This is a genomic window from Streptomyces sp. NPDC026206, from assembly GCF_040638465.1.
Classification (GTDB): domain Bacteria; phylum Actinomycetota; class Actinomycetes; order Streptomycetales; family Streptomycetaceae; genus Streptomyces.
In genome coordinates this window covers 271605-286546 of sequence record NZ_JBEZYL010000002.1, presented here as the reverse complement: position 1 = coordinate 286546, position 14942 = coordinate 271605, and the positions used below count along the sequence as shown (strand labels likewise).

At 73.2% G+C, this 14942-nt stretch carries 13 protein-coding genes; 5 read left to right on the top strand and 8 right to left on the bottom strand.

All coding sequences use genetic code 11. The features are described 5' to 3' along the window. Nucleotides 1–45: 45 nt before the first annotated feature. From treZ to lpdA, 3 genes are all read right to left on the bottom strand, one after another. The gene (gene treZ, locus AB0F13_RS04730) at nt 46–1839 is read right to left on the bottom strand and encodes a malto-oligosyltrehalose trehalohydrolase (RefSeq protein ID WP_362075164.1); all 1794 of its coding nucleotides are present in this window, start codon (nt 1837–1839) and stop codon (nt 46–48) included. 84 nt (nt 1840–1923) lie between these two features. Beyond that, a complete protein-coding gene (locus AB0F13_RS04725; protein ID WP_362075161.1) occupies nt 1924–2835 on the bottom strand; it encodes a GNAT family N-acetyltransferase in 912 nt (303 codons plus the stop codon). Between the two features lie 97 nt (nt 2836–2932). Beyond that, the gene (gene lpdA / locus AB0F13_RS04720; protein ID WP_362075158.1) at nt 2933–4351 is read right to left on the bottom strand and encodes a dihydrolipoyl dehydrogenase; all 1419 of its coding nucleotides are present in this window, start codon (nt 4349–4351) and stop codon (nt 2933–2935) included. Between the two features lie 83 nt (nt 4352–4434). On the opposite strand from lpdA, the gene AB0F13_RS04715 reads away from it, so the two are divergent. Beyond that, nucleotides 4435–5328: a LysR family transcriptional regulator gene (locus tag AB0F13_RS04715; protein ID WP_362075155.1), complete on the top strand. Its 894-nt coding sequence runs from the start codon at nt 4435–4437 to the stop codon at nt 5326–5328. A gap of 67 nt (nt 5329–5395) precedes the next feature. On the opposite strand, the gene AB0F13_RS04710 is transcribed toward AB0F13_RS04715, so the two are convergent. Together AB0F13_RS04710 and AB0F13_RS04705 are read right to left on the bottom strand one after the other, a co-directional pair. Next, the gene (locus tag AB0F13_RS04710) at nt 5396–6064 is read right to left on the bottom strand and encodes an ABC transporter (RefSeq protein ID WP_362075152.1); all 669 of its coding nucleotides are present in this window, start codon (nt 6062–6064) and stop codon (nt 5396–5398) included. Next, complete coding sequence (locus AB0F13_RS04705; protein WP_362075149.1) at nt 6061–6951, bottom strand: ATP-binding cassette domain-containing protein; 891 nt, start codon at nt 6949–6951, stop codon at nt 6061–6063. Before AB0F13_RS04705 ends, AB0F13_RS04710 begins: the two co-directional genes overlap by 4 nt. Nucleotides 6952–7006: 55 nt before the next feature. Between AB0F13_RS04705 and AB0F13_RS04700 the strand changes: the two genes are divergently transcribed. Next, nucleotides 7007–7717: an aminoacyl-tRNA hydrolase gene (locus AB0F13_RS04700; protein WP_362075146.1), complete on the top strand. Its 711-nt coding sequence runs from the start codon at nt 7007–7009 to the stop codon at nt 7715–7717. Between the two features lie 43 nt (nt 7718–7760). Further along, nucleotides 7761–9035, top strand: coding sequence for a hypothetical protein (locus AB0F13_RS04695; protein ID WP_362075143.1), 1275 nt, complete (start codon nt 7761–7763; stop codon nt 9033–9035). Between the two features lie 52 nt (nt 9036–9087). On the opposite strand, the gene AB0F13_RS04690 is transcribed toward AB0F13_RS04695, so the two are convergent. After that, nucleotides 9088–11037: a transglycosylase domain-containing protein gene (locus tag AB0F13_RS04690; RefSeq protein ID WP_362075139.1), complete on the bottom strand. Its 1950-nt coding sequence runs from the start codon at nt 11035–11037 to the stop codon at nt 9088–9090. Between the two features lie 274 nt (nt 11038–11311). On the opposite strand from AB0F13_RS04690, the gene AB0F13_RS04685 reads away from it, so the two are divergent. After that, nucleotides 11312–11716, top strand: a complete 405-nt coding sequence (locus AB0F13_RS04685; RefSeq protein ID WP_362075136.1) for a BlaI/MecI/CopY family transcriptional regulator — start codon at nt 11312–11314, stop codon at nt 11714–11716. 16 nt (nt 11717–11732) lie between these two features. On the opposite strand, the gene AB0F13_RS04680 is transcribed toward AB0F13_RS04685, so the two are convergent. Continuing rightward, nucleotides 11733–12422 (bottom strand): nuclease-related domain-containing protein, encoded by a 690-nt coding sequence (locus AB0F13_RS04680; RefSeq protein WP_362075133.1) that lies wholly within the window; start codon nt 12420–12422, stop codon nt 11733–11735. A 217-nt stretch (nt 12423–12639) separates the two neighbouring features. On the opposite strand from AB0F13_RS04680, the gene AB0F13_RS04675 reads away from it, so the two are divergent. Continuing rightward, complete coding sequence (locus tag AB0F13_RS04675) at nt 12640–14202, top strand: alpha/beta hydrolase (RefSeq protein ID WP_362075130.1); 1563 nt, start codon at nt 12640–12642, stop codon at nt 14200–14202. 26 nt (nt 14203–14228) lie between these two features. On the opposite strand, the gene hemQ is transcribed toward AB0F13_RS04675, so the two are convergent. After that, nucleotides 14229–14942 carry a hydrogen peroxide-dependent heme synthase gene (gene hemQ, locus AB0F13_RS04670; protein WP_362075127.1) on the bottom strand — a complete coding sequence of 238 codons (714 nt, stop codon included), beginning with the start codon at nt 14940–14942 and terminating at the stop codon, nt 14229–14231.

Genomic DNA, 14942 nt, shown 5'->3' with positions numbered 1-14942 from the left:
CACCCGGCGCTTCGGACCCGCGCTCGCGAAGGAGCGGCCACGTGGTCACGCCTCTTCCAGCGTCCCCCCGGTCGCGGGCGGGTGCAACCGGCCCCCGCACCGCAGGACGGCGGCCGATTCCGCGGGGAGCGTCAGGACTCCGTCCTCGCCGGGCAGGTCCACCGGCTGCCAGGCGGCCCGCACCTCCTCGCAGGCCGGGCCGGGGCCCAGGGGTACGGCCGCGGGCCGGCCGCCGAGGTTGACGGCGACCAGCAGCGGGCCGCGCCGGAAGCAGACCGTGCCCTGGCCGGTGGCCGAGAGCGCGCCGTAGGTCCACCGCGGGTCGGTGAGTGCCGGCTCCGCGTGCCGCAGGGCGATCAGCCGCCGGTACCAGTCGAGCAGCGCGGAGTGCGGGGCACGCTCCGGTTCCGTCCAGTCCAGGCAGGACCTCTCCCTCGTCGCCGGGTCCTGGGGGTCCGGGATCTCCTCGGCCTGCCAGCCGTGCGCGGCGAACTCCCGCCGCCGCCCGGCGCGTACGGCCTCGGCCAGCTGCGGGTCCGTGTGGTCGGTGAAGTACTGCCAGGGGGTGCGGGCACCCCACTCCTCGCCCATGAACAGCATCGGTGTGAAGGGTGCGCACAGCACGAGGGTGGCGGCGCAGGCCAGCAGGCCGGTGGAGAGACGGGACGAGGGCCGGTCGCCCAGGGCGCGGTTGCCGACCTGGTCGTGGGTCTGGGCGTAGCCGAGGAGCCGGTACGCGGGCGTGGTGGCGGGGTCGAGGGGGCGGCCGTGGCGGCGGGCGCGGAAGGAGGAGTATGTGCCGTCGTGGAAGAAGCCGCCCCGCAGTGTCTTGGCCAGGGCGTGGGCCGGGTCGGCGGCGAAGTCGGCGTAGTACCCGGCGGACTCCCCGGTCAGGGCGGTGTGCAGGGCGTGGTGGAAGTCGTCGTTCCACTGTGCGTGCAGGCCCAGGCCGCCGGCCTGGCGGGGGGTGATGGTGGCGGGGTCGTTCCGGTCGGACTCGGCGATGAGGAAGAGCGGCCGTCCCAGTCGTGCGGCCAGGGCGTCGACGGCGGCCGACAGCTCCGCCAGGAAGTGCTTCGGCCCGGTGTCGGCCAGGGCGTGCACGGCATCCAGCCGCAGCCCGTCGAGCCGGTAGTCGCGCAGCCAGGCCAGCGCACTGCCCGTCAGATACGCGCGTACCTCGGCCGACCCGGGTGCGTCGAGGTTGACGGCCGCTCCCCACGGCGTGTGGTGGGTGTCGGTGAAGTACGGGCCGTAGGCGGGCAGGTGGTTGCCCGACGGCCCGAGGTGGTTGTGCACCACGTCCAGGACGACGCCCAGGCCCAGCCCGTGTGCCGCGTCCACCAAGCGCCGCAGCCCGGCGGGCCCGCCGTAGGGTTCGTGCACGGCCCAGGGCGCCACGCCGTCGTACCCCCAGCCGTGCCGGCCCGGGAAGGGGCAGACCGGCATCAGCTCCACGTGCGTGACCCCCAGCTCCGCCAGGTGGGGGAGCCTTCGGGCGGCGGCGTCGAAGGTGCCCTCACGGGTGCAGGTGCCGATGTGCAGCTCGTACAGCACCGCGCCCGGCAGCGGGCGGCCCGGCCAGTCGTGCCGCCAGGTGAAGCGGGAGAAGTCGACGACGGCGCCGGGCCCGTCCGGGCCGTCCGGCAGGCGGCGCGAGCGCGGGTCGGGCAGCACGGGTCCGCCGTCCAGGGCGAAGCCGTAGCGGGTGCCGTCCGTCGCCGGCGCCTCGTACCGCCACCAGCCGGGGCGGGCCGGGTCGGTTTCCATGGCGTACGTGCGCCCGTCCGCCCACAGCGCGGTCTGCCGGGCCCGTGGTGCCCACACCTCGAACAGCACGTCGGCTCCTCTCGACGAGAGGAATCCTCCCCGCTCCCGATCCTGCCCGTAAGCGGGCGGCGGAACCGGGGGGCGGAGCCCCGGCTACGGCACGAGGTCGATGCGTTCCTGGCTGATGGGGTAGCCGGCCTTGGCGAAGTTGGCGGCCATCGGGAAGTTGCCCTGGTCGGTCGCGGCGGCGATCCGGGTGGCGCCCTCGGCCACCAGGTCGTGGGTGCACTCCACGAGCAGGTCGTGGGCGTAGCCGTGTCCGCGCTGCTCGGGGACCACGCCGATGTAGCCGACGCACGGCCCGGTGGGGTTGCGTGCGGGCACCTGGATGCCGACCGGCTCCCCCTCGGGCGTGCAGGCGAGTTTCCACCACGCGCGGGGTGAGGGAAGCCACTGGAGGAAGTCGAGGGCATCGTCGAGGGCCGCCTCCAGGCCGTGCTCGGCGATGTTCTTGCGGTCGTGCGCGTCCAGGGTGCCGTCCATCGTGCGGCGGATGACATCCCGTACGACCGTGTCGTCGGGCTCCGGCCGGAACACCAGCCGACCGGGCCGCTCCGGCAGCCCGCACCCGGGCGTCCACTCGTAGCGGTAGCGCTCGACCAGCGGCTCCAGCCCACCGGCCGCTGCCGCCGCGAGACGGGCCTCGACGGCGGCCCGTACGTCCGGCTGCCGGCGCCACCCGGGCGGCGCCAGCAGGCTGTACTCCGTGCGGAACGGCGCGGTCCGCAGCAGCCGGGCGGCGGCCTCCTGCTCGCCGTCGGCGAAGTCGAACCAGTCGAGGACCTTGGGTGACGCGTCGTCAGGACCGCCCCACCAGGCGGCGCGGGCGACGACGGTGCCCTCGCGCAGCGCCACCCAGGTCCAGTCGGGGCGGTACTCGCCGCCCTCATGGACAGGCACATAGCTGTGGCCGAACGCGGCACGGCCGACGAGGGCGGGACCGGACAAGGAGGTGAAGAGCACGGTGTCGTGCTCGGTGAGCGCGCGGACGACCAGCTCGGTCATGAAGCCCCTTCAGATGGACGGCTCCGGCACCGTAGGCCACCGCATCATGCGCGTCGAACGCTTTTACGGCTCACCTGTCATGGCTCACTGCCATGGCTCACTGCTGGTGCAGGCCCCGCCCGGCCAGTGACAGCATCACCTCGCCGACCGCCTCCGACAGCGTCGGGTGCGGGTGGATGTGATGCGCCACGTCGGCCGCCTCGGCCTCCCAGCCGACGGCCAGCTGGCTCTCCGCGATCATCTCCGAGACGTGCGGGCCCACCAGGTGCACGCCCAGCAGCCGGCCGCCGCCCTCCTCCGCGACCACCTTCACCAGGCCGCCCTGCCCGTGCACCATGCCCTTGGCGACGGCCGTCAGCGGCATCGAGCCGACCCGGACCCCGTAGCCCCGCTCGCGTGCCCCGGCCTCCGACAGCCCGACGGAGGCGGTCTGCGGGCTGGAGTAGGTGACCTTGGGCACGGCCGCGTAGTCGACCGGGGAGGGCGTGCGGCCCGCGAGGGTCTCGGCAACCGTCAGGCCTTCGGCGAACGAGGCGTGGGCCAGCCCCAAAGAGGGCGGCGGCAGCAGGTCGCCGACTACGTGGATGCCCGGTACGGCCGTCTCCAGCCGCGCCCAGTCGGCGGGAGCGAGGAAACCGCGCGCGTCCGGGGCGAGGCCTGCCGCCGCGAGGCCCAGGCCGTCGGTGACCGGGACCCGGCCCACGGCCACCAGCAGCCGGTCCGCGCGCAGTTCACGGAGCTCACCGCGCGCGGTGCGGACGGCGGCGCGCACGCCCCCGGCGTCCGGACGCGTCACCTCCGCCAGCCGGGCGCCCGTCCGCACGTCGATGCCACGCTTCTTCAGGCCGCGCGTCAGGTAGCGGCTCACGTCGGCGTCCTCCAGCGGCAGCAGCCGGTCGGCGGCCTCCACCAGGGTCACCTCGGCGCCCATGGAGCGGTGCAGCGAGGCGTACTCGACACCGATCGCCCCGCCGCCCAGGACCAGCACCGCGCCCGGCAGGCCCGGCGCGAACAGGGCGTCGTCGCTGGTGACGACGCGGTCGCCGTCCGGCTCCAGGCCCGGCGGCGTGCGCGGCCGCGAACCGGTGGCCAGGACGATCCCGCGCCGGGCCCGCCACTGCGCACCCGCCTCGGCGCCGGAGTCGATACGGACCGTACGGGTACCCGTCAGCGACGCGGAACCGCGCACCACGCGGACGCCCGCGTGCGCCAGATGCCCCTCCACCCCGCGGTGGTTGCGGGAGACGATGTCGTCACGGGTGGCGGTCAGGGCCGGCCAGTCGATGGAGTCGAGCGTCGCCTTCACGCCCCACCGCTCGCGCGCCTCCGCGATGCCGTCCACCAGCTCGGCCGCGTGCAGCATGGCCTTGCTCGGTATGCAGCCGCGGTGCAGGCACGTACCGCCCACCAGATCGCGCTCCGCGAGGACGACGTCGAGGCCGAGGGCGGCAGCGCGCAGCGCGGTGCTGTAACCGCCGGTGCCGCCTCCGATAACGATGACATCTGTCTCATGCATGACTTCACCCTCCCTCTGCCAGGGATGATGAGTCCAACGCAAGTTTTCGATCGGATCCATGACGACTCCTCATGGGAGGGGTAATGAGCCTGCGGCAGATGGAATACCTGGTCGCGGTCGTCGAGGAGCAGTCCTTCAGCCGGGCCGCCCAGACCCTCGACGTCACCCAGTCCGCGCTCTCGCACCAGATCAAGGCGCTGGAACGCTCCGTCGGCGGGCCACTGCTGGAGCGCCTGACGCGCGGCGTCGGGCTCACCCCCATGGGCCGCGCCTTCCTGCCGCACGCCGAACTCGCCGTCCGCAGCGCCGGCCGGGCCCGCCGCGCGGCGAAGGCCGCCACCGGGGCCGAGGGCGGCGAACTGCACGTGGCGACGCTGCACGCCCTCGCGGTCGGCGTGCTCCCGCCGGTGTTCGCCCGCTGGCGGCGGGAGTTCCCCGGCGTCCGCCTGCACCTGCACGAGTACACCACCACCGAGGAGCTGCGCGAGCACATGGAGCGCGGCGTCGCCGACCTCGCGATCGGGCCCCGGCCGGAGGGCTGGCCCGGGCCGGTGGTGTCCCTGGGCGAGGAGGAGATCGTACTGATCACCTCGGCCGGGGATCCGCTGACGGAACGTCCGGGACCGGTGCAGGTAGCGGAGTTGGCCGGAAGGGCGTGGGTGCGCTGTTCGCTCGAACCGCGGGTTCAGGGGCGGCGGTGGCTGGACTGGGTCTGCGAGCAGAACGGCTTCACGCCGGTGACGGCCGTGGAGACCCAGCATTCGTCCACGGCCGTGCGGATGGCGGCGGCCGGGGTGGGGATCGTCGCGGCGCCCGTACACATCGCCCATGCGACGGCCGGTGCGGTGGCGGTGGCCGTCGACCCGCCGTGGCGGCGCGAGCAGACGGCGTTCTCACGGGTGGACCTGACGGGGGCGGCGGCGGCGTTCGTGGAGCGGTGCCAGGCGTCGGCCCCGGGCGGTGGGCTCTTCGCCTGACCCGCCCGCCCCGTGACCAGGGCCCGCGCCTCACGCCGAGGCCCATGCCTCACGCCGGGCCTGTGCCTCATCCCCGGCGCGTGCTGACGGCGCAGGCCACGGCGGCGGCGCCACCGGCGCAGGCGGCCGCCGCCGCCAGCGGCAGCAGCGGCACGTGGACGGTCCCGCTGAGGGAACCGGTGACCAGTCCCGTCACGGCGGCGTACGCGGGCGACACCGCGGCGAACACCACCAGGAGCGCGGCGAGCGCGGTGCAGGGCACGGCCCAGGCGGTGCTGCGCAGCAGCGGCCGGTTGCACAGGGCGCCCACGGCCGTGCCGAGCAGCGCGCAGGTGACGGCCGCCACCAGGCCCGCCAGGGCCGCGGGCCCCAGGGACACGGCGATCTGGCGGTCGGCGCTGCGCGGGTCGCTGATCAAGGCGACGACTGCGGTCGCGGCGGTGCCGAGCGCGGCGGAGGCGAGCAGCGCGGTCAGCAGCGCCGCGAGGTGCACCCGCCACGGCCCGGCGGCCGCGGCGGCGCAGTCCCGCGCGGACGGCGGCTCGTTGGTGACGCAGATCCGCACCAGCCAGGCGGTCACGGGCAGCAGCGCGGCGGCGGCGTAGCCGAAGGAGTCCAGTACCGGCTGCCCCGCCCGCACGCCGACGGCCATGAAGACGCCGTACAGCAGGAGCGGTGGCAGCCACCGGTGCGAGCGCAGCAGCAGCGCGGCCTGGTACCGCAGCAGAGCGGTCATCGGTCGTGCTCCTTCCCGGGCGCCGCCGCCCCGGTCGTCAGGGCCGTCACGGCCCGGATGTGCCAGGGCGGCTCGCCGGTCAGAAGGGCGCGCAGCAGCGCGTCGGAGTGCGCGGCGTCGACGGTCAGCCGGACGGCGGCGGACCGCCCGCCGGGGGCCGCTTCGCGGACCGGGTCGCCGGGCAGCGCGCCGGGCAGCTCCGCGCCCGCCGGGCCCTCCGCGTCGACGCGGACGCGCGTGCGGGCCCGTCCCGCCGCACGGGGCGCGGGGCCGGGGCCGGGCACCGGCGCCAGCCGTCCCTCCTGTACGCGGAAGACGGCGTCCGGCGCGCCCGCCAGCCGGTGCGGGTCATGGTCGACGAAGACGACCGTCCCTCCGGCGGCGGCGCGCTCGGTGACGGCTTCGTCCAGCACCGTGCGCGACGCGGGGTCCAGACCGGTCCAGGCCTCGTCGAGAACGAGCAGGCCGGGCGCGGCGAGCAGGCCCTGGGCCACGGCCACCTTCTGGCTGCTGCCCTTGGACAGCTCCGACAGGCGCGTACGGGCGAGGTGGCCGGCGCCGAACCGGTCCAGCCACTCGCGGGCGGCCCGGCCGGCGGCGGCTCGGCCCAGGCCGTGGACACGGCCCATCGCGGTGAGGTAGCCGGCCGCCGTGAAGGGCAGGGCCGCGGGGAAGCGCTCGGGGACGTACGCGGTGCGCGGCCGGCCCGTGACGCGGCCCGCGCTGGGCGCGTCGATGCCCGCGAGGATGCGCAGCAGCGTGGACTTGCCGCTGCCGTTGGTGCCCTCGATCCGCAGCAGCGCACCCGGCGCAACGTCCAGGTCGACGTCGCGCAGCACCCAGGGGCCGCCGAGTGCGTAGCGGCGCCCCACCCCCCTCAGCATCATGCGCCCCACGGTAGCGGGCGGCGGAGCGCATCGGAACGGCTGGCAGACTGGGGGCGTGACCAGCACTGACACCCCCGAGGACCGCCGCGACGAGGCACCGCAGTTCGTCCTGCCGCTCGTGGTGCGGATCGAGAAGACGGCTCCCCCGGCGCGTACGGACGCCCTTCAGGCGGCGGCGCGCGCGGTATTGGCGCTGCTGTCGGACGAGCGGGCGACCGCGGAGGACGGCGAGTGGGCGCGGGCCGTGGCGGACTGGCAGGACGCCCGGATCCGCAAGGTGGTGCGCCGGGCGCGGGGCGCGGAGTGGCGCAAGGCGTCGGTGCTGCCGGGCATCACGGTGGAGGGGGACGGCGCCCAGGTGCGGGTGTTCCCGCCCGTACCGCTGGACGGCTGGCCCAAGGAGCTGGTCAAGCTGCAGGTGTCGGGCACGGATCTGGACGACCCGGAGCCGCCGGCCGCGCCGGATCCCGCACGGCCGGTGCTGTGGCTCAACCCGGAGCTGGAGATGTCGGCGGGCAAGGCCATGGCACAGGCCGGGCACGGGGCCCAGCTGGCGTGGTGGGCCCTGGACGGGGCGGCGCGCGCGGCCTGGCGGGAGGACGGTTTCGCGCTGTCGGTACGGACCGCGGCGCCGGAGCGGTGGGCGGAGCTGACGGCGAGCGGACTGCCGGTGGTGCGGGACGCCGGTTTTACTGAGATTGCGCCCGGTTCGTTCACAGTTGTCGCGGATCATCCGTTGATACGGAGCTGTCACACTCGCCTGTGATACTGGCGCATGAACACGTGTACTGGCGTCAGGGAGTACGAAGTTGTCGAAGAAGGCTCTGTACGGCGCGAGGAAGTCTCCGTACGTGGCGACGGCTCTGGGCTCCGTGTGCGTGGTGGCGGCGCTCGTCGCCGGGCTGACACGCGGTGGCTCCGGCGGGGACGACCGCGGCAGTGCCGCGGCCACCGCCTCCGCACGACCGGAGGGCGGGGCGGACGGTGACAGGAAGCCGGCGGAGGAGAAGTGGGACGGCAAGGTCCACGTCCTGGGGGACGGTTCGACGTCCTACACCGGCCCGCAGCCGAAGCTGGCCAAGCCGGAGAAGCTGAAGCCGGGCGAGAAGCCGCCGCAGTTCGTCGTCTTCTCCTGGGACGGAGCGCTGGAGAACGACGACAGGCTCTTCTCCCACTTCCGTGAGGTCGCCCGGCAGAACAACGCCCAGATGACGTACTTCCTGACGGGCATATACCTGCTGCCGAAGGCGGACCGGAAGCAGTACGAGCCGCCCCGGCACAAGGCGGGCGAAGCAGCCATCGACTTCACCTCCGACGCGCACATCAAGGACACCCTGGAGCAGCTGCGCGGCGCGTGGCTGGAGGGCAACGAGATAGGCACGCACTTCAACGGCCACTTCTGCGGCAAGGGCGGGGGCGGCGACTGGACCACGGACGAGTGGAAGAAGGAGATCGACCAGGCCTATTCGTTCGTGCAGAACTGGAAGACGAACACCGGCTTCAAGGACGTCGACCCGCTGCCCTTCGACTACAAGAAGGAGCTCGTGGGCGGCCGTGCCCCGTGCCTGGAGGGGCAGAAGACCCTGATACCGGCGGCGAAGTCCCTGGGCTGGCGCTACGACGCCAGCTCGCCGGGCGACTTCCAGCTCTGGCCCTCGAAGATCGACGGCATCTGGAACTTCCCGCTGCAGTTGCTGCCGTATCCCCAGAGCGAGCGCCAGGTCCTGTCCATGGACTTCAACTTCCTCTACAACCAGTCCGGTGACAACACCAACGGCGACCCCGCCAAGCGTGCCGAGTGGCAGAGGCTCACCCGTGAGGGATACCTGAACGGCTTCGAGCGGGTCTACAACGGCAGCCGTGCGCCGCTGTTCATAGGCAACCACTTCGAGGACTGGAACGGGGGCATCTACATGAAGGCCATGGAGGACGTCATGAAGAGCGTCTGCCGCCGGGACGGGGTGCGGTGCGTCTCCTTCCGGCAGGTGGCCGACTGGCTGGACGCCCAGGACCCGAAGGTACTGGCGAAGCTGCGGGGCCTGGATCCGGCGCAGGCGCCGGACTGGAAGACCTTCATCAAGTAAGGGCCTTACGCCGAGCAGCCCCGCGGACCCGCCGGGGGCGGGCCCGCGGGTGTCACTTCCCCGCGCGGCTCATGTACCGCGTCCAGATGTCGATCGGGTACGTGCTCCCGGTCGCCGGCTTCGCGGCGCCGCCCACCCCGTCCAGGGGGAGCAGTTCCTGCGAGGCGGGGTCGATGCGGAAGAGCGACACGGCGGTGGACGTGGTGCCGCGGTAGCCGGCGAACCACGCGGACTTGTTGCCCGGCCCGGTGCCGGTCTTGCCCGCCGCGTCGGCCCCGGCGGCCTTCGCCGCCGTGCCGGTGCCGCGCCGGACGGCCTCGTGCAGCGCGTCGTCCACGGCGCCCGCCACGTTCGCGGGCAGGGCGCGCGCGGCCAGGGGCTTCTCGACGGCGACGGCGTCGCCGTTGCGGGTGAGCCGGTCGACGGAGTACGGCTCGTTGTGCATGCCCTTGGCGGCGAAGGTGGCGTAGGCGCCGGCCATGCGGATGGGGCTGGGGGTGCTGGTGCCGAGGGAGAAGGCGGGCACCTGGGTGCCCATGCTCTCGGCGAGCAGGCCGGTCTGGACCGCCGCCGTGCGCACCCGCTCGAGGCCCACGTCCATGCCCAGCTGCATGATCGGGGAGTTGACGGACTGCGCGACCGCTTCCTTGAGCGGAATCCTCCCCCAGGACCTGTTGCCGTCGTTGACCGCCTTCACGATCTTCCCGGAACGGTCCCAGTACGGGCCTTCGGGCGTGCGTACGGCCACCTTGTCGTCGCCGTTGTAGACGGTGGCCGGGGTCACGGGTGTGCGGGGGCCGCCGCGTTCGCGCTGGATGCCGTCGCGCAGGGCGGCGGCGTAGACGAAGGGGCCGAAGGCGGTGCCCGCGGGGACGACGGTGGAGTTGGCGTCGTTGAAGCCCTGCTTGAGGTAGTCGGGGCCGCCGTAGAGGGCGACGATCCGCCCGTCGGTGGTGACGGAGGCGGCGCCCACGCGGACGTTCTTGTCGGCCTCGCGACTGCCGGGCTCGAGCCCCTCCCGTACGTCGGCGACGGCCTTGGCGAGCGCCTGGACCCGGGGCTTCTCGAAGGTGGTGCGGACCTGGTAGCCGCCGAGGTCGAAGTCGGCGTCGGAGACGTCGGTGTGGGCGCTGACGTAGGCGCGGGCGGTCTCGACGAGGTAGCCGGTCTGCCCGTTCAGCCCGGCGGGCTTGGGCGGGGCCTTCGGTTCGGGGAACTTCTTGTACGTGGCCCGCTCCCCGGGCGACAGCCTGCCGATGGCGACCATGCGGTCGAGGATCCAGTTCCACCGCTCGACGGCGCGCTCGTGGTTCTTGGCGCTGACCGCCGGGTCGTACAGGGCGGCGCCCTTGAGGAGGGCGGCGAGGAGGGCCCCTTCGCTCGCGTCGAGCTGGGAGACGTCCTTGCCGTAGTAGGCGTGGGCGGCGCGCTGGATGCCGTAGCTGCCGCGCCCGTACCAGCTGGTGTTGAGATAGCCCTGCAGGATGTCCTCCTTGCTCATCCTGTTGTCGAGCTTGATGGCGATGAACATCTCGGTCATCTTGCGGCTGAAGGTCTGCTGCTGGTTGAGGTAGGCGTTCTTCACGTACTGCTGGGTGATGGTGGAGCCGCCCTGGGTGTTGCCGCCGCTGACCATCCTGGAGACGGCGCGCATCATGCCGCTGGGCGAGACGCCGCTGTCGGAGTAGAAGGTCTCGTTCTCGGCGGCGAGGGCCGCCCAGCGCACCTTCTCGGGGATCTTGTCGAGGGCCGCGTCCTGCCGGTCGACCGGTCCCGTGCGGGCCATCTCGGAGCCGTCGGCCCAGTAGTAGACGTTGTCCTGCTGGGTGGCGAAGGCGTTGAGGTCGTCGGGTATCTCGGTACGCGCGTACAGGATCGCGATGAGAGCGGCGAGCGCGCCGGTGAGGGTGCCGAGGAGTCCGAGCGTCTGGCGCCAGGAGGGTATCCAGCGGCGGGGGCCGGTCCGCCCGGGACGCGGGTAGGCGGGGCGCAGGCGGTGCACCAGGGTGCGGCGGGGCGCGTCCCGCCGTCGGCGGCCATGGGCCGGGGCAGAGTATTTGCGGGCGAATGCCCTTATTCGTTGCTTATCTACCACCGGTTGACCTGACCCGATCCCGTCCGAACGCCTGTCGCTGCACCTACCACCCGATATCCCGTGAGTCTGCCACAACCGGAATCTGACGATCCGTCAGCGCGTCGGGAACCGGTGGAATCCTTTACACTTCTGTAGAGGTAAACAGAAAATCAGCAAGCCCAGCAGAAGGAACGTCGAATACATGGGAGCGGCCACACCCACCGCCGTCGTGCGCCAGGGCCGGCGCCGGGCGAGCGGAGCCCTGGAGGGCGAGGTACTCGCCGCACTGCAGCGGGCGGGCGCCCCACTGACCCCACGCGAGGTCCAGGACACGCTCCCGGGCGAGCTGACCTACAGCACGGTGGTGACCATCCTCAGCCGCCTGCACGGCAAGGAGGTGCTCACCCGCACCCCCCGCGGCCGCGCCTACGCCTACGCGCCGCTCACCGACGAGGCCGGGCTCGCCGCCCGCCGGATGCACAAGATCCTCGACGGCCGCACCGACCGGGAGGTCGTACTGACCCGCTTCGCCGAGGGCCTGACCGGCGAGGACGAGGCGCTGCTGCGGCAGCTGCTGCAGCCCGGCGGCGCGCCCCGCCCCCGCTAGCGCCGGCTCCCGGCCCTCAGGCCCGCAGCCAGACGCGCCGGTCGCGCGCCACGGTGTGGATCCGCTCCACCCGGTCGGGGCGGAGCACGCCGCCCAGCGCCCCGAGCCCGGGCACCTCCCGCTCCCGCAGCACCCGCACGTCCTCCACCGAGGCCGCCACCTCCACGTCCGCGGCGCCGACGAGCACCAGGACCGGGCGCGCCTGCACCAGGAAGCCGCAGCCGTGCGAGAGGACGAGCGAGGACCGCGCCGCGCTCTGCCGGGCCCGGCGGACGTAGGGACAAGGCCACCGCTCCCGCGCACCGGCCGCCACGTCGCCGCCCACCTCCACCCGCGTCCCGCGGGCCTGCTCGGCCTCGACGCAGAAGACGCCGCCCGGGCCGATCAGCAGGTGGGAGATCACCGCGTCCCCCGGCAGGACGATCGAGTGCACCACCTCCCAGCCACCCGCCGTCAGCCCGTCCAGCGCCGCCCCGACGAGCTGCTCCGCCGCCAGCGCCCCGCGCCAGCGGTCCTCCACGGGCCGGCGGCCCAGGAGCCGGGCGAGCATCAGCGCGAAGCGGCCGTTGCGGGACATGTCGAGCCGCGCGCGCAGGGTCTCCCCGGGCCGGTTCGGCGCGAGGTCGTCGTCGGGAGGCAGAAAGAGCCTTTCGCGGTCGTAACGCTTCCCGCCCGCACTCCTCTTCGATTCCGGCCGGTCGCCCACGCCCATCACCCCCACTCGCCATATTGCCGCAGAAGCGCGGGAACCAACCCATTCGTCCGCCCGCTGAAACGCGCGAGGCCTCGCGGCACCCCCTGCGGGCGGGGCGCTGACGCGTTCGGGCGCTTCACATCCGACATCGCGCCCCGGTGCTTTACTTCACCAACCGATGGCCTAATTATCCCTTTTGCCGCATTGCATATTGAAGGGATAGGGCCCAGTGAGAGCAGCAGCCCTGTACGGAACCATCGGATCTTTGATCCTCACCGGACTCACCGGCCTCCCCGCAACTCCGGCCCACGCCCTGGATCCCGGCCGCGCCGAGGCGCGCGGCGTTGCCCTGGCGGCCCAGCGGGCCGCCGCCAAGGGCATCGACTTCGGCGACTGCCCCGCCGTCGAGGGCCTGCCCGACCCCGTGGAGTGCGGCACCGTCTCCGTACCGCTGGACTACGCGCACCCCGGCGGAAAGCACATCCGCCTCACCGTCAGCCGTGCCCACGCCGCCGGCGGAGGCACGGCGCGGCAGGGCTCGATCGTCTTCAACCCCGGCGGGCCGGGCGGCAACGGCATGTTCTATCCCCTGCTCGCCGGCCTCCCCCAGTGGCGCAACGTCGCCGACGCCTACGACCTGATCGGCTACGCCCCGCGCGGCGTGGGCCGCTCCGCACCGCTTTCCTGCGTGGACGCGGCCGGCTTCGTCAAGGGCCCGACCCAGGCCCCGCAGCACCCCACGGCCGCGTACAAGAAGCGGCAGCTGGCGAAGGCCCGCGCCTACGCACGGGGCTGCGCCCGCAAAAACGGCAGCGCCCTGCGCCACTTCACCAGCCTCAACAACGCCCGGGACCTCGACGTCCTGCGGGCGGCGCTCGGCGAGAAGAAGCTGACCTACGTGGGCGCGTCCTACGGCACCTACTTCGGCGCCCTGTACGCCGAGCTCTTCCCCACGCACGTGCGCCGCATGGTCTTCGACAGCATCGTCAACCCCGACCCGCGCAAGGTCTGGTACGGCAACAACCTCGACCAGTCGGCGGCCTTCGAGCGGCGCTGGGCCGACTGGCGGCGCTGGGTGGCCCGGCACAACGCCGTCTACCACCTGGGCCGCAACCCCCAGGAGGTGCTGGCCTCGTACGAGAAGGCGAGCCGGCGCCTGAAGAAGCAGCCGGCCGGCGGCACGGTCGGACCGGGCCAGATGCAGGGCGCCTTCCTCAAGGCCGGCTACTCCGACAGCCACTGGGCACGGGACGCCCGCGCGCTCGCGGCGTACCTGCGCGGCGACGACAAACCGCTGATCGCACTGGCCGCGCCCGACGCGGGCTCCGCACGGGACGCCGAGAACGAGAACGCCGTCTACACGACCGTCGAGTGCAATGACGCGTCCTGGCCGCGCTCGTGGGAGACATGGGACCGCGACAACGACAGGCTCGCCCGGCGGGCCCCGTTCGAGACGTGGAGCAACGCCTTCATGAACCTGCCGTGCGCGTTCTGGCAGGGCCCCCGCCAGCGGCCGCTCGACGTCAGGGTGGGCAAGCACTCCGGCCTGCCGCCCACCCTCCTGCTGGCCGCCGAGCGGGACGCCGCCACGCCGTACAAGGGCGCGGTGGAGCTGCAGCGCCGGCTCGCACGCTCGGTGCTGGTCACCGAGCGGGGCGCGGGCACGCACGGCATCGGCGGCGGACCCAACGCCTGCGTCAACAACTACCTGGAGTCCTACCTCCTCGCCGGCGAACTCCCCTCCCGCCGCGCCTACTGCTCACCCCGCCCCCAGCCCCGCGCGACGGCCTGAAGCACGCCTCGAACGCCGGGCAGACCTCAGGCGAGCCCGGCCACCAGCTCGGCCACAGCCTTCCGGCGCCCCGTATAGAACGGCACCTCTTCCCGCACATGCATCCGCGCCTCGGACGCGCGCAGGTGACGCATCAGGTCGACGATGCGGTAAAGATCATTCGCCTCGAAGGCCAGGATCCACTCGTAGTCGCCCAGCGAGAACGACGCGACCGTGTTGGCCCGCACGTCCGGGTAGCCGCGCGCCATCTTGCCGTGGTCCGCGAGCATGCGACGGCGGTCCTCGTCCGGCAGCAGGTACCAGTCGTACGAGCGCACGAAGGGGTACACGCTGACGTAGTCGCGCGGCGTCTCGTCCGCGAGGAACGCCGGGATGTGCGACTTGTTGAACTCGGCGGGGCGGTGCAGCGCCATGTTCGACCACACCGGCTCCAGCGCGCGGCCGAGCTTCGTGCGGCGGAAGAGGTTGTACGCGTCCTGGAGGGCGTCCGGGGTCTCGGAGTGCCACCAGATCATCACGTCGGCATCGGCCCGCAGACCCGACAGGTCATACGTGCCGCGGACCGTGACGTCCTTCTCGGCGAGCTGGGCGAAGAGCTCCTCGACCTCGTCGGCGTAGCCGGCGCGGTCCTGCGGCAGCACGTCGCGCAGCTTGAACACCGACCAGAGGGTGTAGCGGACGACCTCGTTGAGGTCCTTGGCCTTCTTGCCGGCGTTCGGGGTCTTCTGCGCGTCAGTCAT